This is a genomic window from Haemophilus aegyptius, from assembly GCF_900475885.1.
Classification (GTDB): Bacteria; Pseudomonadota; Gammaproteobacteria; order Enterobacterales; family Pasteurellaceae; genus Haemophilus; species Haemophilus influenzae.
In genome coordinates, this window is the sequence record NZ_LS483429.1 from 860,574 (window position 1) to 880,211 (window position 19,638).

The window sequence follows — 19,638 nt, forward strand, 5'->3', positions numbered from 1 at the left end:
CTAGGATTCAATACTTTCTCTTTATAATAAACTACTAAGGAAACACAATGTCTACACAACTTCGTAATAATCCGATGAAAGTGGCGTTAGCCTCGATGGTCGGTACGGCAATCGAATTTTTTGATTATTATATCTATGCGGCTGCCGCTGTATTAGTTTTCAATACGCAATTCTTCCATAGCGATGATCCGCTTTCTAATGATTTACTTTCTCTTTCTACGCTTGCTTTAGCATTTTTTGCACGTCCTATTGGTTCGGCATTATTCGGTCACTTTGGAGATAAAATTGGTCGTAAAAAAACCTTGGTTGCCTCTCTTGTTTTAATGGGTGGTTCAACGGTAGTAATTGGTTTACTTCCTAATTATGCTCAAATTGGTATCTGGGCGCCGATTTTGCTTTGTGTATGTCGCGTAGGTCAAGGAATTGGACTTGGTGGAGAATGGGGCGGTGCAGCGTTAGTCGCAACAGAAAATGCACCAGAAGGAAAACGAGCTTGGTACGGTACTTTCCCTCAATTAGGCGCACCAATTGGTTTATTTGTCGCTAATGGAACGTTCTTCTTAGTTAGCTATTTACTTGGTCATAATGCACTTGTTGAATGGGCGTGGCGTATTCCATTTGTATCTTCCATTTTATTAGTTGCAGTTGGTTTATATGTTCGCTTAACTTTGCACGAAAGCCACGTATTTGTGGAAGCAGAGCAAAAAGGCAAAAAATTGAATGCACCAGTGAGTGTTGTGTTTACCAAACACTTAAAACCAATGATCATTGGTACATTTATTATGGTGGCAACTTATTCTTTGTTTTACATTATGACGGCTTTTGCGCAGGCATATTCTCGAACCGCGCCAAAGCTTTCTGAAGCAGGTTATGCGCTTGGTTTAGGAATCCCAGCAAATACATTTACTGGCTTGTTATTAATTAGTGCCATTGTATTTGGTGTTTTTATCAGTATTTCCGGTTTTTATGCCGATAAAATCGGTCGTCGTAAATGGTTGATTTGGGTGACTATTGCTATCGGCGTGCTTGGTTTAGCAATGCCGTTATTCTTAGAAAATGGCACTCCAGTTAGCGTATTTGCATTTTTAGTGATTGGTATGGCGATTATGGGAATGACATTTGGTCCAATGGCTGCGCTATTACCAGAATTATTCCCAACAGAAGTCCGTTATTCAGGTGCCTCTCTCGCCTATAATTTAGCATCAATTATTGGTGCAACAATTGCAGCAATGATTTCTTTAAAAATTAACGCGTCATTCGGTGTAATGGGCGTAGGAATTTATTTAGCAATCAATGCATTAATGACTTTCTTGGCATTATTAGCCTCAAAAGAGACTAAAAATGTAGATTTAACAGAAATCTAATTTTAGTCGTAAATATGTTAGGTTATTTAGCCTTTAAAAGTAGTTTATTTAGAACTTATATCAAGTTTAGGTTTCAATGCCAACAAGTAAATAGACTACTTTGATTAAATTGATCAGAAGATCGCAGTTTATTAATAAAAAAATCTGCACCTTACTTCGTTAGAAAATAAATCTAATTAAGGTGCAGAATAAAATAAAGTTTTATTGTTTCAAATAAATATTACTTTAACTTAACAACGCTTGTGCAGCTGCGATCACAACAGACACAGCTTTTTCTTCTGTTTGTTTTATCGTTGCTTCATTTGGAATTTCTTGTTGAGTGCGGTTTACAATCACGCCTGCAACCATTCCTGCACGCAAACCTAATGCGCTACACATAGTAAACAATGTTGAAGATTCCATTTCGTAATTCATGACATTCAAATCTTGCCATTGTTTAAGCAAACCTTGGTAATTACGATATACTTTACCACTATAAGTATCGTAACGTTCTTGACCTGGATAGAATGTATCAGATGATACGGTTACACCTACATAAGGCTCAATACCTTTTGCTTTCGCTGCATTATAAAGTGCGGTTGTACATTCAAAGTTTGCCACAGCTGGATATTCTAATGGTACAAAATGATGGCTTGCACCATCTAAGCGAACAGCAGCCGTTGTGATAAGAACATCGCCTACATTAATGTGCGGTTGAATTGCACCCGTTGTGCCAATACGTAAGAAAGTGCGAACACCAAGTTGAGCAAGTTCTTCCACACAAATTGATGTTGATGGACCACCAATACCCGTAGAACATACAACAATAGGCTGACCATTGATATAACCTAACCACGATGTAAATTCACGCGTGCTTGTAAGAAACTCTGGATTATCAAGTTGTTTCGCAATACGCTCACTACGCGCAGGATCGCCAGGAACAATAGCGAGTGTTGCACCTTTAAGTTGCGCTTTAGTGAGGTTTAAGTGAAATACGTCTGACATAATAAATCTCCTTATTATCATTGAACGTGATGATTTCGCCCTTAGGAAAAATCTTATTTTCAAGAAAAGAAATAAAATATTTTTAGAAAATTTTTTTCTCTTTCAAACATTTTTATTATTTCTTTTTTGTTTTTCTGATAACGAATAATAAGTAAAAAAAGAAGTGCGGTCAAAAAGTTAAACGTTTTCGGTTATAATTCCACGTAAATTTTTTCTAGAACAAGCGAAAAATAAAATGAATGCAAAAATTTTAGTTATAAAAGTGGGACAAGTTCAAACCCTAACCTTTTCCGATGGAAGCCTGTATGAAAGCGCGATTCGTAAAAAAGTTGTGCCATCGGTAAAAATTCATTCTCTTGGTGCGGAAGGAAACGATGTTGGTTTAAAAAAACATCACGGTGGTGTAGATAAAGCTCTCTTTTTTATGTCGGCAGATTCTTTTAATGAATTAAATACTTTATTAAATAAAGATTTTTCTTATATGGATACTGCGACATACGGAGAAAATTTTGTCGTGTCAGGCTTGAATGAAGACAATGTATGTATTGGCGATCGTTATCAAATCGGCTCAACCATTTTAGAAGTATCTCAACCACGTAAACCTTGTGAGCGTTTATCAAAAAATACGGAAAACGAAGAGACGCGCGATATTATTTATCAAACTGGGCTCAGTGGATGGTATGTTCGTATTATTGAAACAGGAACAATTAAGCAAAAGGATGAACTAAAATTACTCGCCCGTCCTTATCCGCAAATAACAATTCGTCATTTAAATCGCTTGTTATCTGCGCCAAAAAATGAAGCTGAATTAGATGTAGCATTAGAGATTGAAGTATTAGCTGAAGCCTTTAAACGCTCAATTCGATCGCAAATATCGAAATTCAAACAACAGGGATAAATATGTCAGAAATTTCAACCGCACTTTCAGAGGACTGTCCATGTCAATCTGGTCATCATTACGCAGATTGTTGTGGCAAATTTCATTTGAGACAAGCATTTCCCGAAACGGCAGAACAACTTATGCGTTCACGTTATACAGCGTATGTGTTAAAAAATATACCTTATATTGTTGTAACAACTGTGCCAAGCCAACAAACTTTATTAAAGCCTAGGTTATTGCAAGAATGGGCGGACAACACTACGTGGCTAGGATTAGAAATTCTAAAAACGGAAAGCCTTACAAAAACTCAAAGTGCGGTGGAATTTAAAGCTATTTTTCAAGGCGAAGAATGTGATCAAGCCCATCAAGAACGGTCAATTTTTGTGAAAATTGAAAACCGTTGGTATTTTGTTGATCCGACAGTATCCTTGCCTACAATGAAACAACCTTGTGTATGTGGTTCTGGTAAAAAATTTAAACATTGTTGTGGGGGATTTCTATGATTTCATTAAAAAATTTTGGATTATTATTTTGGAAACGTTTTTCAGAAAATAAACTTAATCAAGTAGCTGGTGCATTGACTTATAGCACAATGTTAGCAATAGTTCCTTTAGTTATGGTTATTTTTTCTATTTTCTCTGCTTTTCCTGTATTCAATGAAGTGACGGGAGAATTAAAAGAAATGATTTTTACTAATTTTGCACCATCAGCGAGTGATATGGTGGGCGAATATATCGATCAATTTGTATCAAACTCAAAGAAAATGAGTGCGGTGGGAATTGTGAGTTTAATTGCCGTTGCCTTGATGCTAATTAATAACATCGACCGAACACTAAATAGTATTTGGCACAATAGTCAATCTCGCTCTCCGCTTTCTTCTTTTGCGATTTATTGGATGATTTTGACACTTGGCCCACTTATTATTGGCGTGAGCATTGGGATTAGTTCGTATATTAAAATAATGTTTGAGCAATCGGAACATTTATCATTAGGCTTAAAATTGCTCAGTTTTGTGCCTTTTTTATTTACTTGGTTTATTTTTACGCTTATTTATACGGTTGTACCGAATAAAAAAGTGAAAATTAAGCATTCAGCTTACGGTGCATTTCTTGCCGCGATTTTTTTCACTCTTGGTAAACAAGCATTTACTTGGTATATCGTCACTTTTCCCTCTTATCAATTAATTTACGGTGCAATGGCAACTTTACCAATTATGTTATTGTGGATTCAAATAAGTTGGCTTGTGGTGTTAGTTGGTGCACAATTAGCTTCAACCTTAGATGAAATTGGCGAGCAGATCGAGCAATAATGCTCGATCTATAAGAAAATTATCTGGCAATCGCCAATGTTTGATATAAATAATGGCGATAATCATTGAGTAGCTGAATATCAGAAGAATCTTCTAATTTGCCATCACTCAATTTGCACATTGCCATATTCGCTTTCATAAATTCATCTTCTGCTGATAATCCAGCTACATTCATCAAAACACCTCCAGCAAAAGCGAGATCTAAAAAACGTTGCTCTTGCTTAAATTGACTCGCACAATTACTTCTCACAACAAATTGGGTCACATAATCGGGTTGAGCATAATCCCCTTTCTTCGGAGGGATCGCATTATCAAATGCCACTTGGTGATCACCGAAATAACCTAGCACAAAAGGCTTTTTACGTTCATGTAAATAGTTATTTATTCCTTCAATCGCATCATTCAATGCAACAATACGTTGAGTATAGTCATTCAATGCAGAAATACTTTTAGCCCCTAAATTAGGCATTTGAAGATTAAATATATTTTCCATTCCCAATTCGTATGGGCCATGTTCACGCATAGTCAATACATAAACAAACATTGGCTGATCTACATTTTCTAACGCAGGATACTGCTTTTCCAAAATCATTCGGGTGTACTTCATCATTTCTTCACTACTAATATCCCAAAGATTTTTACTAATAGGCGCAGGATAACCAAGATCTTGCGGCTGTAACATCAAATCAAAACCGAAATGATCATAAGCGGATTTTGCATTGTAATTACCTTTTGTAAAAGGCGACAAAGCAACACAAAAATATCCTTGAGCTTTTAGATTTTTCACTAAACCTGATTGCAAGTGCGGTACAACAGAATAAAAAACGCCACTTGCTAACGCACCAAAATCTGTCGAAGGCACACCGGCTAAAAAAGCAAATTCTGATTTCCACGTTGCGCCAGCAAAAGTATGTACACGCAACGGCGAAGCAAATACTGTATCACTTTGAGACTCAAACATGGAAAGTGGTGGAATAGATTGCTGACTAAAAGCAAATTGATGAGGGTTCAGCGTGGATTCCATTAATGTTACAACAATATCGGGTTTTGTTTCAGATAGGTTGTTTGTATCAGGTGAAAGTGCGGTCATTTTTTCAATAAAATTTTGGCTATTGCCATCAAAATTTGGCACTTTGAAAAAAATACCGCGGCAAGACATTGGTAAATTTAAAAACACATCACGACCATCATCGGGCAAAGAATCTAACCAAACTTGCACCGCACTTGGATTTTTAGAATAATGCCACATCAAGCTAAAGCTAATGATAAACAATAAAGCACCAATGCTGCTACCTAATACCCCTAAAGACTCGGCATCATTAAAACCAAAAATCGCATAACCTAATAACGCCAGTAGCCCAATAACGCCAAACAACGCACCTTTATAATGAATTAAGGTTTCCCAATTTCGCCAATCTACCACAAGAAAGAAATCTGAAATTAACAAAGGCTGTTTGTAATAATGAATTTTTAAACGATGAAATAACATCAGCACTACAAAAAGCACTGATGAAAAATTTAAAGCACGTTGCCATTGGCTGGAAACCATAAGCATGCCGCCAAATAAAAAAGTAAAAAGCGTAATAGCAAAGAAATAAGTCCAACGATAATGGGAGTTTACAATAAAAATCACTGCCGCAATCGTGAATAAAGCTAAGAAAATATAAGCGATCATAAATTTTCCCTATGATGCATAACAGACTAAAATGACACATGACAATGTCTGCACACTTTATCACGTAAACGTAATAGATTGAACGGGAAAAGGAAATTATTTGGATAATTTGAAAATAAAGTGGTGGGCGATACCGGTCTCGAACCAGTGACCCCCTCCTTGTAAGGGAGGTGCTCTCCCAACTGAGCTAATCGCCCGATAATATTAAGGCAAAACCTTAAATTTTCGGTTTATTTAAACACTTTTAAGTGGTGGGCGATACCGGTCTCGAACCAGTGACCCCCTCCTTGTAAGGGAGGTGCTCTCCCAACTGAGCTAATCGCCCACTAGAAAGCGTTTAAATATAAAGGGAAAGTTTGAGCGGAAAGGACACTTTAGAAAAGTGGTGGGCGATACCGGTCTCGAACCAGTGACCCCCTCCTTGTAAGGGAGGTGCTCTCCCAACTGAGCTAATCGCCCGCTTGGTCAAACTTAGTAACATTAAGAACACTTTTTAGAGAAGTGGTGGGCGATACCAGTCTCGAACCAGTGACCCCCTCCTTGTAAGGGAGGTGCTCTCCCAACTGAGCTAATCGCCCTTAATGTTGTGGGTTGGCATTATAGGGAGAATGCATTTTCAGTCAATACCTTTTTATTAAATTTTGTTTAATTGTCGTAAAAATAAGCATAAAATCCGCTTTTTTATTTAGAAGTCAAACAAGTCGTAGTAGAATAACGACTAATATTTTATTGAAGATAGGTTATAAAAATGAAACTAGATGCTCCTTTTAATTTAGATCCAAATGTAAAAGTGCGTACTCGTTTTGCTCCTAGCCCTACAGGTTATTTACATGTAGGTGGCGCACGTACCGCACTTTATTCTTGGTTATACGCAAAACATAATAACGGCGAATTTGTATTACGAATTGAAGACACTGATTTAGAGCGTTCAACACCAGAAGCAACGGCTACCATTATTGAAGGAATGGAATGGTTAAACCTTCCGTGGGAGCATGGTCCTTATTACCAAACTAAACGCTTTGATCGTTACAACCAAGTGATCGATGAAATGATTGAACAAGGCTTAGCATATCGTTGCTATTGTACTAAAGATCGCTTAGAAGAACTTCGTCATACTCAAGAACAAAATAAAGAAAAACCACGTTATGACCGTCACTGCTTACACGATCACAACCATTCACCTGATGAACCCCACGTTGTACGTTTTAAAAATCCAACTGAAGGCTCGGTAGTATTTGATGATGCCGTACGTGGCCGTATTGAAATCAGCAACAGTGAGCTTGATGATCTTATTATTCGTCGCACAGACGGTTCTCCAACTTATAACTTCTGTGTAGTTGTAGATGACTGGGACATGGGTATCACACATGTTGTACGTGGCGAAGATCATATCAACAACACGCCTCGTCAAATTAACATTTTAAAAGCGATTGGTGCTCCAATTCCAACCTATGCACACGTTTCTATGATTAATGGCGATGATGGTCAAAAACTCTCTAAACGACATGGCGCAGTGAGCGTAATGCAATATCGTGATGATGGTTACTTACCAGAAGCTTTAATCAACTATCTTGTTCGTTTAGGCTGGGGACATGGCGACCAAGAAATTTTCAGTCGCGAAGAAATGATCAACTATTTCGAATTAGATCACGTTAGCAAATCAGCTAGCGCATTTAATACCGAAAAATTACAATGGTTGAATCAACATTATATCCGTGAATTACCGCCAGAATATGTGGCTAAACACCTTGAATGGCATTACAAAGATCAAGGCATTGATACAAGCAATGGTCCTGCATTAACTGAAATAGTCACCATGCTTGCGGAACGTTGCAAAACCTTAAAAGAAATGGCAAGTTCAAGCCGCTACTTCTTTGAAGAGTTTGAAACCTTTGATGAAGCCGCAGCAAAAAAACATTTCAAAGGCAATGCTGCTGAAACGCTTGCAAAAGTGAAAGAAAAATTAACCGCACTTTCTAGCTGGAATTTACATTCTATTCACGAAGCCATTGAGCAAACAGCTGCTGAACTAGAAGTGGGCATGGGTAAAGTTGGCATGCCATTACGTGTCGCTGTGACAGGTTCTGGTCAATCTCCATCAATGGATGTTACCCTAGTCGGTATCGGCAGAGATCGCGTACTTGCGCGTATTCAGCGCGCTATTGATTTTATTCATGCACAAAACGCTTAATATTTAATCGGATAACAAACGCATAATAAAATCGTATTGACAGCCACATAGTCAAATTTTATCATGTCGCTGTCTTTTATGGGGATATAGCTCAGTTGGGAGAGTGCTTGAATGGCATTCAAGAGGTCGTCGGTTCGATCCCGATTATCTCCACCAAATTAATAAAGCAAGGTAAAGCACCTTGCTTTTTTATTATCAATAATCAATATCTTAGCGAATTTTAACAAAAATAAAAACTAAAGCGTGCTAGAATAGTGCGCTTTTTTATTACATCGTTCGAAACCATATCAAGGAATAATTATGCGTCCAAATAATCGAGAAAATAATCAACCCCGCCAAATTAAAATTACCCGTAACTACACCAAGCATGCTGAAGGTTCTGTGCTTGTTGAATTTGGGGACACCAAAGTGCTTTGTACTGCAACAGTGGAAGATGCTGTGCCACGTTTCTTAAAAGGACAAGGGCAAGGCTGGGTAACGGCCGAATATGGAATGTTGCCACGTTCAACACATAGTCGTATGCAACGTGAGGCGGCTAAAGGTAAACAAAGCGGACGCACAATGGAAATTCAACGCTTAATTGCCCGCTCTTTGCGTGCCATGGTGGATCTTAAAGCACTGGGTGAACGTGCGATTACTTTAGATTGTGATGTTATTCAAGCGGATGGCGGCACACGAACTGCATCCATTACTGGTGCTGCAGTCGCATTATGTGATGCGATCAACGGTTTAATTGAGAATGGCACGTTAAAAACTAACCCCATTAAAGGGCTAGTTTCGGCGATTTCTGTAGGGATTGTTGATGGTCAAGCTGTTTGTGATTTGGAATATGTGGAAGATTCTGCAGCGGAAACTGATATGAATGTTGTGATGATGGAAGATGGTCGCATGATTGAGGTGCAAGGCACTGCAGAAGGCGAGCCATTTAGCCATGAAGAATTATTAACATTATTAGATTTAGCGAAACAAGGCTGTAATCAAATTTTTATCGCTCAACGCGAAGCGCTAGGCTTATAAACACAGTTTATAGGAGTTAAAAAATGGAACAATATAAACGCGATTTTATCGAATTTGCTTTAAGCCGAAATGTATTGAAATTCGGCGAGTTTGCTTTGAAATCGGGGCGTAAAAGTCCGTATTTCTTCAATGCGGGTTTGTTCAATACGGGGGCAGATTTAGCGCGTTTAGGCGAGTCTTATGCTGCGGCAATTCAGGCAAGTGCGGTAGATTTTGATGTGGTTTTTGGCCCTGCTTACAAAGGTATTCCAATTGGCACTTCAGTTTCGGTGGCGTTATTTAATCGTTATGGTATTGATAAACCCGTGTGTTTTAATCGTAAAGAAGTGAAAGATCACGGAGAGGGCGGCAATTTAATTGGTAGCCCATTGCAAGGAAAAATTTTGCTTGTGGATGACGTGATTACGGCTGGCACTGCAATTCGTGAATCTATGGAATTAATCAGTGCAAATAAAGCAGAGCTTGCGGCGGTATTGATCGCTCTAAACCGTAAGGAACGAGGAAAAGGCGAGCTTTCAGCAATTCAAGAAGTAGAACGTGATTATCAATGCCAAGTGCTATCAATCATTGATTTAGATGATTTGATGCAATTTATCGAACAAGATCCTCGATACAGTAGCCATTTGCCAGAAATGCGTGCTTATCGTGCCGAATTTGGCGTATAAAACTTGAGAAATAAATTTTTATCATCATTATAAATAACATTATAAAAATAACCGCACTTTGACTTAACAGAGGAAAGAATGGAATTTATTGGAAAAATTATAGGCGTATTTTTAGGTTGGAAAGTTGGTGGATTTTTTGGTGCGATAGCTGGGCTCATTTTAGGTTCTATTGCAGATAAAAAATTGTATGAACTTGGCTCGGTAAGTTCTAGTTTCTTTAAAAAGAAAACAACGCGTCAAGACTTGTTTATGCAAACCACCTTTGCGGTGTTAGGGCATTTAAGTAAATCGAAAGGGCGTGTAACAGAAGAAGATATCCAATTAGCTAATCAATTAATGATTCAGCTTAAACTGGATGATGCTGGGCGTAAATTAGCGCAAGATGCGTTTCGTCGTGGTAAAGAATCTGATTTCCCGATTCGTCAAGTTATCCGTGAATTTCGCATTGGTTGTGGGCAACGTGCTGATTTATTGCGAATGTTCTTACAAGTGCAAGTTCAAGCGGCTTTTGCCGATTCAGAACTTCATGAAAATGAGAAAGAAGTGCTTTATGTGATCGCTGAAGAACTTGGTCTTTCTCGTATGCAATTTGAACAAATGATTGCGATGGAAATGGCTGCTCGAGCTTTTACTCAAGGCGGTTTTTATCAGCAATATCAACAAGGTGCATATCAAGGTGGCTACCAATATCAGCAACAAAATAGTGGTGGTTACCAACATGCTTCTGGCCCAACTTTAAATGATGGCTATAAAGTATTGGGTGTGACAGAGTCAGATGAGCAAAGCACGGTTAAGCGTGCTTATCGTCGTTTAATGAATGAACATCATCCAGATAAACTTGTGGCGAAAGGTTTACCGCCAGAAATGATGGAAATGGCAAAAGAAAAAACTCAACAGATTCAAGCTGCTTACGATTTAATTTGTCAAGCAAAAGGCTGGAAATAGTGCGTGTTATTCTTGCGCCTATGCAAGGGGTTCTTGATCCCTTTGTACGCCAACTTCTCACCGAAGTGAATAACTACGATTTATGTATAACAGAATTTGTTCGCGTAGTTGATCAACTTCTCCCTGAAAAAGTATTTTATCGTTTATGCCCTGAATTAAAAAATCAGGGCTTTACTTCTTCTGGCACGCCTGTACGAGTGCAGTTGCTAGGGCAGCATCCAGAATGCCTTGCTGAAAATGCAATTCGTGCGATCGATCTTGGTTCTCATGGCATTGATTTAAATTGTGGTTGCCCCTCTAAAACTGTGAATGGCAGCAATGGTGGTGCGGCATTATTGAAACAGCCTGAATTGATTTATCGTGCCACTCAAGCCTTACGCCAAGCCGTGCCAGGTGAATTTCCCGTTAGTGTAAAAGTGCGGTTAGGCTGGGATGATATTTCTCAAGCCTTTGAAATCACTGATGCGGTAGAGCAAGGCGGCGCAACCGAAATTACAGTTCATGGACGCACAAAAGCTGATGGTTATCGTGCTGATCGCATTAATTGGAAAAAAATTGGTGAAGTCAGAGAGCGTTTATTCATTCCAGTTATTGCTAACGGAGAAATTTGGCATTGGCAAGATGGGCAAGATTGCTTATCCCAAACAGGTTGTCAGGATTTAATGGTGGGACGAGGCGCGTTGAATATTCCGAATTTAAGCCATGTTTTGAAATCAAATGCAGAAAAAATGCCTTGGTGTGAAATTCAAAAAATCTTGCAAAAATATGCTAATGTTGAAAATGAATATGACAGCGGTTTTTACCATGTGGCACGAATTAAACAATGGCTACGTTATTTGAATAAGGAATATGATGAAGCGAACCAAGTGTTTGATAAGATTAAGACTTGCCAAACTGCTGAAGATTTGAAATTACGGTTAAATGATAAATAAAAAACCTGCTAATCAGCAGGTTTTCTTTTTCTAAATTATTTAAAAATTCACCGCACTTTTTAATTTTTTCAGAGCATTAGTTTCTAATTGACGAATACGTTCCGCAGAGACATTATATTTTGCTGCCAAGTCGTGCAATGTAGCTTTGTTATCATCTAACCAACGAGCTTTGATAATATCCTGACTACGCGCATCTAGACTTTGTAGCGCCGCACCTAATTGCTCGGTTGCTTGGCTTTCAAAGTTTTCATTTTCAAGCTCTGCTGCGAAATTAGAACTTTTATCTTCCAAATAAAGGGCTGGAGAATAGGTCTCTGTTTCTGCATCATCAGTAGGTAAATCAAAACCGACATCCGCACCGCTCATTCGAGACTCCATTTCGATCACATCTTCTTTGGAAACACCCAATTCATTTGCGACCATATCAACTTCATTTTCATTGAACCAACCTAAACGTTGTTTAGTTTTACGTAGGTTGAAAAATAATTTACGTTGAGCTTTCGTGGTTGCGACTTTTACGATACGCCAGTTACGAAGAACATATTCGTGGATCTCTGCTTTAATCCAATGCACAGCGAATGACGCCAAGCGTACACCAACTTCAGGGTTAAAACGTTTGACCGCTTTCATTAAGCCGATATTGCCTTCTTGGATTAAGTCAGCTTGTGGCAAACCATAGCCAGAATAGCCACGTGCAACATGGATCACGAAACGAAGATGCGACAAAATAAGTTTTTTCGCGGCATCTAAATCCTCGTGATAATACAAACGTTCTGCCAATTCCTTTTCTTCCTCTGCAGTCAGCATCGGATATTCATTTGCCGCACGAATATAACCTTCGATACTGCCTTGAGGAACTAACATCATTTGTGTTTCTTTATCCATCGTTTTCCTTCTTTATTTTGGCTTTTGCCAATCAATGTACTTAGTTATAGCACAATAAGATATCTTATTGAACCAATTTGTTAATAAGACAGATTTTATCAATTGAAAGTTCAATTATTATAAAATTATGTGATAATTTGCTCACTATTTACTTCGCCAGTTGCACTGATAAATCGTACTTCAGGTTGTAAATATACACCAAATTTTTCTGCAACAGTTTGGCGAACGTGATGGGCGAGTTTGACCACATCTTGCCCTGTTGCCCCGCTTTTGTTAATTAATACTAATGCTTGTTTTTTATGAACCGCAGCCCCACCAATTTGAAAACCTTTAAGATTGCATTGATCAATCAGCCAGCCTGCCGCTAATTTCACTGAGCCATCTGCCTGTGGAAAGTGCGGTAGATTTTCGTGATGTTTTTTGATTTCTTCAAAATGTTCTGAACTGACAACGGGATTTTTAAAGAAACTCCCTGCATTACCAAATTCATTGGGATCAGGTAATTTACTTTGACGGATATGACAGACTTCATCAAAAATTTGTTTAGCGGTGACCGTTTTCGGATCGAACTCTACAAGCGAACCATATTTTAGAATAGGCTGCCAATCTTTTTTTAGCTTTAATCCAACCGCTGTAATCACATAACCTTGCTGATAACGATGTTTAAAAATACTCTCACGATAACCAAATTCACATTGTTCTGTGTCGAGTCTAAAGGTTTCGTTCGTATTTAAATTAAGTACCTCCACATAATCACATACATCTTTAAATTCAACGCCATAAGCACCGATATTTTGAATGGGGGCAGAGCCTGCACAACCGGGAATCAGAGCCAGATTTTCTAAGCCATAAATACCATTGTTAATAGACCACTCCACCAATTTATGCCAATTTTCCCCGCCATTGACGTGAAGATAGTGAAAATTTGCATCTTGTTCGTGCGTAATCCCCATTAAACGATTAAGGATCACGATGCCATTAAAATCATCTAGAAATAGAACATTACTTCCTTGACCTAAAAAAAGAGTGGGTAAATTTTCTGATTTAGAATGCGCCCACACTTGTTGTAGCTGTTCGATACTATGTGCTTCAATAATTTCACGAGCATTAGACTGAATGTGGAAAGTGTGAAAAGGTTGTAAATTTTGCATTTTGATGTCCTAATATAATGTATGTGGCAAGGTAATTTTGACTTGTGTGCCGCCTTGTTCACGGCGATGAATATGCAATTGTGCATTAAGCTGACGACAACGTTCCGCCATAATATTCAAGCCGTAATGCCCTTCAGGTTCTTCAAGGTTTGGAATGCCAATCCCATCATCTTCAACTAAAATTTCATACTCGCCTTCCGCATTAATTCTTGCGCTAATTTCAATTACCGTGCCTTGAGAATGCTTGATCGCGTTGGTGGTGGCTTCACGTACAATTTGCAGAACGTGAACCAGCTGTTGAGGGTTCAAACTTTGCGATGGTAATTGACAATTCACATTCATTTGCATTGTTGTTTGTGAGCGTAATGAATCAATCACTTGTCCTAGTGCAAGCTGTAAATTCGCTTCTTGTATGGTTAAACGGAAAGTGGCTAAAAGCTCACGTAACTGTGCATAACCACCAGAAAGGGCTTGTTCAAAATTGGCAATAATTGCCAAACTCTTTTCTTTTGATTGTTCGTCTTCTTTCTTCAGATTATGTTTGAGCAAAGTAAGTTGAATTTGTAAAAATGATAAGACTTGAGCCAAAGAATCGTGCAACTCTCGCGCAATAATTGAGCGTTCTTCCATTAATAAAATCTGTTCTTTCTGACGTAAATTTTTATGGAAATAAAGCGCACGAGCAAGCATTTGCGCTAAATTTTGCATAATTCGGGGATCTGGACAAGGTAATCCTGCTTGCCAAGAGAGTACACCTAATTCTTCGTTATCCACAGAAAGGGTTTCGATTTGTAGTTCATTATTAGCATCTTGCTTACCCAATGTAATATCCCAATGTTCAGCCCCCATCACTTCCACTTTAACGAAGTTCAAATGATCGCTAATAAAAATGTAATTCAAAACTTGATTTAAAATTTTATCGTTAATTGTGTTTGTATTCAGAAGTTGAGCACTTTGATAAAGAGTGCTTAAAGTGCGGTTAGTTTGACGCAACTTTTGCGTTTTTTCATTTACCGCTTCTTCTAAACGCGAATAAAGCTGTCCCAGTTCTGTGGACATTTGTGTAAATACGCGAGCCAGTGTGCCAAGTTCGTTTTGTTTCCTTGTGTTAAGTGGAATATGATTGAATTGACGCATTTGCACTTGCATACTGGCTTTTGTCATTAAATGCAAAGGTTTCACAACTTCTCGGTTTGTATACCAAATCACATAAGACACCATCAGCAAAATTAACAACATCGCAAAACCTAATACTGAAACGCCCAAAATCCATTTTTGCTCACTAAAACGTTGTAGTTCAAACACAAAGTAATCAACATCTGCAACATAGTTAGTAAGCTGCTTACTATAGTTTTTTACATCCTGTTGGCGCGCATATTTTTCCATGTTCGTCCAACGTTGCAAAATGTTTTGATAGGAATGTTTTAATACATTCGGTGTGAAAAATTGATTTTGGACTTCTAGTAAAGCAGATGAATGAAGGCTTATATGATAACGGCGTAAGTTCGTTTCCACGCTTTCTGGTTGTTCTTGCATTTCATAAAGCAAGCGATAACTTTGCATACGCAAAGAACCTGAAATATTAATGGCTTCGGCATCATATTTATTACTGCTCATAATTGCCAAACTCAGAGAACTAATCACACCAGCAACGATAAGAATGATAAATAAATATTTCGCAATACGAGTGGAAACGGAACCTTTAGTATACACAGAAAACTCCAGTGGAAATTTAGAAAAGTGCGGTAAAATTTTTATTTCTTTTTAAATTTAGCCCAAACTTTATCTTCTTGACCACGCCATAAGCGTTGAATGTTATCGTGATGACGATAAATTAATAGGCAACACACCAGTGCAACAGGAAAAGTAAATTCAGGTTTAAACCACCACACATAAAAAGGCACAAGTAATGCAGAAATAACCGCACTTAATGAAGAATAGCCACTAACAAGAAAAACAAAGATCCACGTACCAAACATTGAACCTGCAACAGCCCAAGAAATCGGTGCGATTGCCCCAAAGGCAGTTGCAACACCTTTGCCACCTTTAAATTGAAAGAAAATTGGGAAAATATGCCCTAAACAAGCACCAAGTGCGACCATTCCTAATTCAAATTGGGTTAAACCTAAATAATACCCTGCCCATACAGGAATCATCCCTTTTAACATATCAAAAATAAGCACTGCCAAGGCAGACTTACGATTTCCAATGCGCAACACATTTGTCGCCCCAGGATTGTGTGAACCATTTTGACGAGGATCTGGCAAGCCTGCGATGCGACAAATTAAAATCGCACTGGAAACTGAACCTAAAAGATAGGCAAAAAGCATATAAAAAAGGGCGAAAAGGCTCATTTTGCACTCCAGCAAGAAAAACTGTTCGTTATTCTACCCAAAATTGATAGCATACGCCTACAATAATTTTAGAGGAAACCTTATGGATCGCATTTTTATTGAAGAATTGACTGTTTTTGCACAAATCGGTGTATATGATTGGGAACAGCAAATAAAGCAAAAACTTGTGTTTGATTTAGAAATGGCTTGGGATTGCAAACAAGCGGCAGAAACGGATGATGTTGTATATTGTTTAAATTATGCTGAAGTGAGCCAAGCGATTATTGATTATGTGGAAAGTAAATCTTTCTTGCTGATTGAGCGAGTGGCTTATGAAGTGGCGGATTTGCTTGAGTCACGTTATCAACTTCAAGGATTAAAAATTAAACTGAGTAAACCAAAAGCCGTCGCGCAAGCTCGAAATGTTGGCGTATTGATTGTTCGTGGTTATTTAAAATAATGTAACGATAGTGGCTATTAATAAATCTGACAGGCATGCAATTTAATTGATGTCTGTCAGATTGGCTTTATGCTTTTACTTTGTGTTCTGAATAGTTATTGTTCAGCTTCTAACTCTCCAACACTCACTTTAGTATTATTACCTTTATCGCCGAATTGTTGTTCTTCGCAACCTTTACCTGCATCACAAACTGCAACAGAAACAAGTTTTTCAACATCTAAGCTACTCACTAAATTTGTATTAATGATTTTTTCGCTTGCGTCCGTAACATTCAATTGCTCAGCAGACAAGTTGCTGGCTCGCACACCGTTAATTTTGTCATAAAGTCTAGCAAAACCACGTTCACTGAGTTTGGTAGAAGCGCCGTTAATTTTTGTTTGATTAAGGTTTTTCTCACGAGGAAGTTCAAAGAATGTGAAATTTGAATTTGATTTTACCTCAATTTCTACCCCTTTGGAGCTTAAATAAGCAGTTCCACCGTTTGGTGCTAAGGCAGTGATGTCGGCATTTTCAATGGTTGTTTTGGTATTTGCGTTATCACCAATAGTAAATGCCATATTGGCAATATTAGCATCATTATCAATTGAGCCAGGCGCACCATTAATGATCACTTCTTCCCCAGTTCTTCCTCCAGTGTTAATTGCGGTAATTTTCAAGTCATCTTTACTGTATTTACCTGCAATTTTTGTATCGCCATCAGTTCTAAAGGTGTAACCCTGATGAGATTTCACAAAAATAGAACTTTTTTCCCCTATTAATTCCCCGATTAAAAACATCGTAGCATAAGGTGCTTTTGCAGATATATCGATTTTCTCATCGCCCACGATTTTAATATGTGAGTTTACCATTGAGACTTTACCATTCATTCCTAAACGGTTAATTTGAGTTGAAATATCTTGTGAATTATCTTTATCAAAGGTAATATCAATCTTGCTATTATCTAACTTAATTTTTTCTGCCAGTAAATGTACAAATCCATTTTTCAGATTAATCTTACTGTTAGAAATATTAATTTCTGTATCTTTAATAGTTGATCGCCCCGTATTTTTGCTGGCAAACATATCAAAACGATGCCAATAGGCTTTATTCATATCTAAATCTAAATCAGGGTAATATCCCCAACGACGTCTGCGTTGATCTAGCTCCGATAACTGCGTACGTTTGTCTAAATCTAATACACCGTATTCATATTTTGAACTCACACCATTTCTATTACGGGATACCCCCCCATCAATGTAAAAATTCGTTTGTCCTGTGGCAACGATGCGATCTAAATTAACTTCTTTAAATCCACCTGCTACAACCACATCATCAACCTGATTAAATTCTACATTACTCATATTAACATTAAACTTTTTGCGTTGTGAGTTTTCCGTTCTACGCCATCTATCGAGGTTTTCTTCATCGACACTACGCCCCAATCCCATAGCTCCGTTACCAAGATTTATTTTGCTGTCAGCAATGGTAATATTTGATTGAAAATCTTCCTTATTCTGCAAGCTGGTTATAAAAAATAAACGACCTGTTGAATGAATATCTGCATGATTGATATTAATATGACCTTGGTTAGTTAGCTTTAATAGCGAATCTGTGCCTCTAAAGGAATTTATATTAATATGTCCTGAAATATTAACGTCCTTTCCTTTAAGATTCACTTTTCCATTATTAGCTAGTAATGAACTTAACGCATCTGTTTGTATAAATGAACCCGTACCCGTATTATCTTTATCTTGCTCTTTATCTTTATCCGCAATACGAATATTTTCAGTGTCTGGCACGTCAATATTAACTTCTGTATTTAATGTTTTAAATTCATCTTTATAGTAATCATTATTGTCTTCACGTCCAAAGTCACCTTTGATATTAACACTTTTGCCTTTAAAGTTGATTTTAGGCGAGGTAACTTTTGAGCGATTTTGAGAAGTGATTTTTATATTGTTTTCAAGTTCCTTATTTGAGGTAAATACAACCTCACTCTCCCCTTTAATATTACTTTTATCATTTAACTTAATTTCATCAGCAGATAACACAACCTTGCCGTTTTTACTACTAACCTTAGTTGCTTCTAACACACCATTATTCATAACCAAGCTATCTAATGCTTCTTTACGCCCTTTCGCACTTAACGTAATCTCTCCTGCTTTAATGCTCCCTTCATTTTTAACAATACCCTGTACTGCATTATCTTCTAATGCCACACTTATACCGCTATCTGGTAATAAGGTAAATGTGAAATTATAGTCTGAGGATAAATATACTTTGCCATTTGTAGCGTCAATTTTCCCTTCATTGATAACTTCATCGCCATTAAGTACCACGAAATCTTTCGCCTTAATTTCCCCTTGATTGAGAACTTTACCTTCTGTTAGCACCTTACCTTCTTTTGCTTTACGGGTAAATTTATTGCCATTGCCATTGCCATTGCCATTGCCATTTTCACTGATTCTCTCTAAATCTTTGGTTGTTGCAAATAAACCAGCTACATTAATTTCTGCCCCTTGGGTAATAATAACCCCATTAGGGTTTGCTAAATAAACCTTACCGTTTGCCGTCAATTTCCCTTGGATTTGACTAGCATTGCCGCCAGTTACACGGTTATATGCCACAGAATTTGCGTCAGGCTGTTCAAATTTCACTTCTTTATTTTTACCGATGTCAAAACTATACCAGTCTATTTGAGTTTTGGAGGTTGTTTGCTTAATCGTCATTTTATCTGCAGTTGTAGTAACAGTGACAGTCCCAGAAACAGTTGTGTGATTTTGTGGAAAATCCTGTGTAGAGGCATATGTCGCACCAGTGTAAGTGGTCAAAATGATAAGAGAAATTACATTTAATTTATACATAGCA

The 19,638-nt window shown here is 37.8% G+C and carries 17 protein-coding genes and 5 tRNA genes; 11 read left to right on the forward strand and 11 right to left on the reverse strand.

All coding sequences use genetic code 11. The features are described from left to right. Nucleotides 1-47: 47 nt before the first annotated feature. On the forward strand, nt 48-1,364 hold the full coding sequence (locus DQN49_RS04610; RefSeq protein WP_006996199.1) for an MFS transporter: 1,317 nt from the start codon (nt 48-50) through the stop codon (nt 1,362-1,364). A gap of 225 nt (nt 1,365-1,589) precedes the next feature. On the opposite strand, the gene udp is transcribed toward DQN49_RS04610, so the two are convergent. Then, nucleotides 1,590-2,348, reverse strand: coding sequence for a uridine phosphorylase (udp, locus tag DQN49_RS04615; protein WP_013525523.1), 759 nt, complete (start codon nt 2,346-2,348; stop codon nt 1,590-1,592). Nucleotides 2,349-2,583: 235 nt separating this feature from the next. Between udp and DQN49_RS04620 the strand changes: the two genes are divergently transcribed. From DQN49_RS04620 to DQN49_RS04630, 3 genes are read left to right on the forward strand one after another with little or no spacing between them, the layout of a single operon-like run. Beyond that, nucleotides 2,584-3,246, forward strand: a complete 663-nt coding sequence (locus DQN49_RS04620; RefSeq protein ID WP_006996200.1) for an MOSC domain-containing protein — start codon at nt 2,584-2,586, stop codon at nt 3,244-3,246. A 2-nt stretch (nt 3,247-3,248) separates the two neighbouring features. Then, nucleotides 3,249-3,731: a YchJ family protein gene (locus tag DQN49_RS04625; RefSeq protein WP_006996201.1), complete on the forward strand. Its 483-nt coding sequence runs from the start codon at nt 3,249-3,251 to the stop codon at nt 3,729-3,731. Continuing rightward, nucleotides 3,728-4,537 (forward strand): virulence factor BrkB family protein, encoded by an 810-nt coding sequence (locus DQN49_RS04630; RefSeq protein ID WP_005631996.1) that lies wholly within the window; start codon nt 3,728-3,730, stop codon nt 4,535-4,537. The genes DQN49_RS04625 and DQN49_RS04630 overlap by 4 nt, the downstream gene beginning before the upstream one ends. Before the next feature lie 19 nt (nt 4,538-4,556). Here DQN49_RS04630 and lpt6 read toward each other — a convergent pair whose 3' ends face one another. The 5 genes from lpt6 to DQN49_RS04655 all read right to left on the reverse strand — a co-directional run bounded on the left by lpt6 (nt 4,557) and on the right by DQN49_RS04655 (nt 6,790). Then, nucleotides 4,557-6,212, reverse strand: coding sequence for a phosphoethanolamine transferase Lpt6 (gene lpt6, locus DQN49_RS04635; RefSeq protein WP_006996202.1), 1,656 nt, complete (start codon nt 6,210-6,212; stop codon nt 4,557-4,559). A gap of 121 nt (nt 6,213-6,333) precedes the next feature. After that, nucleotides 6,334-6,409 (reverse strand) — tRNA-Val (locus tag DQN49_RS04640). Nucleotides 6,410-6,461: 52 nt separating this feature from the next. Then, a tRNA-Val gene (locus DQN49_RS04645) sits at nt 6,462-6,537 on the reverse strand. A 58-nt stretch (nt 6,538-6,595) separates the two neighbouring features. Next, nucleotides 6,596-6,671, reverse strand: a tRNA-Val gene (locus DQN49_RS04650). Nucleotides 6,672-6,714: 43 nt separating this feature from the next. Next, nucleotides 6,715-6,790: transfer RNA gene (locus DQN49_RS04655), tRNA-Val, on the reverse strand. A gap of 170 nt (nt 6,791-6,960) precedes the next feature. Here DQN49_RS04655 and gltX point away from each other — a divergent pair. The 6 genes from gltX (at nt 6,961) to dusC (ending at nt 11,962) form a co-directional block, all read left to right on the forward strand. Then, entirely contained in the window at nt 6,961-8,403 is a 1,443-nt protein-coding gene (gltX, locus tag DQN49_RS04660) for a glutamate--tRNA ligase (protein WP_006996203.1), read from the forward strand. A gap of 80 nt (nt 8,404-8,483) precedes the next feature. Further along, nucleotides 8,484-8,559: transfer RNA gene (locus tag DQN49_RS04665), tRNA-Ala, on the forward strand. 144 nt (nt 8,560-8,703) lie between these two features. Next, complete coding sequence (rph, locus tag DQN49_RS04670) at nt 8,704-9,420, forward strand: ribonuclease PH (RefSeq protein WP_006996204.1); 717 nt, start codon at nt 8,704-8,706, stop codon at nt 9,418-9,420. A gap of 23 nt (nt 9,421-9,443) precedes the next feature. Beyond that, nucleotides 9,444-10,085: an orotate phosphoribosyltransferase gene (gene pyrE / locus DQN49_RS04675; protein WP_006996205.1), complete on the forward strand. Its 642-nt coding sequence runs from the start codon at nt 9,444-9,446 to the stop codon at nt 10,083-10,085. Nucleotides 10,086-10,163: 78 nt separating this feature from the next. Further along, nucleotides 10,164-11,030 carry a co-chaperone DjlA gene (gene djlA / locus DQN49_RS04680; RefSeq protein ID WP_006996206.1) on the forward strand — a complete coding sequence of 289 codons (867 nt, stop codon included), beginning with the start codon at nt 10,164-10,166 and terminating at the stop codon, nt 11,028-11,030. Beyond that, entirely contained in the window at nt 11,030-11,962 is a 933-nt protein-coding gene (gene dusC, locus DQN49_RS04685; protein WP_006996207.1) for a tRNA dihydrouridine(16) synthase DusC, read from the forward strand. Before djlA ends, dusC begins: the two co-directional genes overlap by 1 nt. A gap of 39 nt (nt 11,963-12,001) precedes the next feature. Here dusC and rpoH read toward each other — a convergent pair whose 3' ends face one another. From rpoH to plsY, 4 genes are all read right to left on the reverse strand, one after another. Beyond that, nucleotides 12,002-12,847, reverse strand: coding sequence for an RNA polymerase sigma factor RpoH (rpoH, locus tag DQN49_RS04690; protein ID WP_006996208.1), 846 nt, complete (start codon nt 12,845-12,847; stop codon nt 12,002-12,004). A 125-nt stretch (nt 12,848-12,972) separates the two neighbouring features. Next, complete coding sequence (murB, locus tag DQN49_RS04695; protein ID WP_006996209.1) at nt 12,973-13,998, reverse strand: UDP-N-acetylmuramate dehydrogenase; 1,026 nt, start codon at nt 13,996-13,998, stop codon at nt 12,973-12,975. Between the two features lie 9 nt (nt 13,999-14,007). Further along, nucleotides 14,008-15,711: a nitrate/nitrite two-component system sensor histidine kinase NarQ gene (narQ, locus tag DQN49_RS04700; RefSeq protein WP_006996210.1), complete on the reverse strand. Its 1,704-nt coding sequence runs from the start codon at nt 15,709-15,711 to the stop codon at nt 14,008-14,010. A gap of 41 nt (nt 15,712-15,752) precedes the next feature. After that, entirely contained in the window at nt 15,753-16,352 is a 600-nt protein-coding gene (gene plsY, locus DQN49_RS04705; protein ID WP_005656208.1) for a glycerol-3-phosphate 1-O-acyltransferase PlsY, read from the reverse strand. 82 nt (nt 16,353-16,434) lie between these two features. Between plsY and folB the strand changes: the two genes are divergently transcribed. Continuing rightward, nucleotides 16,435-16,791, forward strand: a complete 357-nt coding sequence (gene folB, locus DQN49_RS04710; protein WP_006996211.1) for a dihydroneopterin aldolase — start codon at nt 16,435-16,437, stop codon at nt 16,789-16,791. A 95-nt stretch (nt 16,792-16,886) separates the two neighbouring features. Here the strand turns inward: folB and DQN49_RS04715 are convergent, their stop codons facing one another. Then, the gene (locus DQN49_RS04715; RefSeq protein WP_006996212.1) at nt 16,887-19,634 is read right to left on the reverse strand and encodes a filamentous hemagglutinin N-terminal domain-containing protein; all 2,748 of its coding nucleotides are present in this window, start codon (nt 19,632-19,634) and stop codon (nt 16,887-16,889) included. Between the last annotated feature and the right edge of the window lie 4 nt (nt 19,635-19,638).

Bases quoted from the DNA above. Each gene is read 5' to 3' on its own strand.
- udp (WP_013525523.1), bottom strand. From the start codon at position 2,348: ATGTCAGACGTATTTCACTTAAACCTCACTAAAGCGCAACTTAAAGGT.
- pyrE (WP_006996205.1), top strand. From the start codon at position 9,444: ATGGAACAATATAAACGCGATTTTATCGAATTTGCTTTAAGCCGAAAT.
- rph (WP_006996204.1), top strand. From the start codon at position 8,704: ATGCGTCCAAATAATCGAGAAAATAATCAACCCCGCCAAATTAAAATT.
- gltX (WP_006996203.1), top strand. From the start codon at position 6,961: ATGAAACTAGATGCTCCTTTTAATTTAGATCCAAATGTAAAAGTGCGT.
- DQN49_RS04610 (WP_006996199.1), top strand. From the start codon at position 48: ATGTCTACACAACTTCGTAATAATCCGATGAAAGTGGCGTTAGCCTCG.
- plsY (WP_005656208.1), bottom strand. From the start codon at position 16,352: ATGAGCCTTTTCGCCCTTTTTTATATGCTTTTTGCCTATCTTTTAGGT.
- folB (WP_006996211.1), top strand. From the start codon at position 16,435: ATGGATCGCATTTTTATTGAAGAATTGACTGTTTTTGCACAAATCGGT.
- DQN49_RS04630 (WP_005631996.1), top strand. From the start codon at position 3,728: ATGATTTCATTAAAAAATTTTGGATTATTATTTTGGAAACGTTTTTCA.
- rpoH (WP_006996208.1), bottom strand. From the start codon at position 12,847: ATGGATAAAGAAACACAAATGATGTTAGTTCCTCAAGGCAGTATCGAA.
- lpt6 (WP_006996202.1), bottom strand. From the start codon at position 6,212: ATGATCGCTTATATTTTCTTAGCTTTATTCACGATTGCGGCAGTGATT.
- DQN49_RS04620 (WP_006996200.1), top strand. From the start codon at position 2,584: ATGAATGCAAAAATTTTAGTTATAAAAGTGGGACAAGTTCAAACCCTA.
- DQN49_RS04625 (WP_006996201.1), top strand. From the start codon at position 3,249: ATGTCAGAAATTTCAACCGCACTTTCAGAGGACTGTCCATGTCAATCT.
- DQN49_RS04715 (WP_006996212.1), bottom strand. From the start codon at position 19,634: ATGTATAAATTAAATGTAATTTCTCTTATCATTTTGACCACTTACACT.
- djlA (WP_006996206.1), top strand. From the start codon at position 10,164: ATGGAATTTATTGGAAAAATTATAGGCGTATTTTTAGGTTGGAAAGTT.
- murB (WP_006996209.1), bottom strand. From the start codon at position 13,998: ATGCAAAATTTACAACCTTTTCACACTTTCCACATTCAGTCTAATGCT.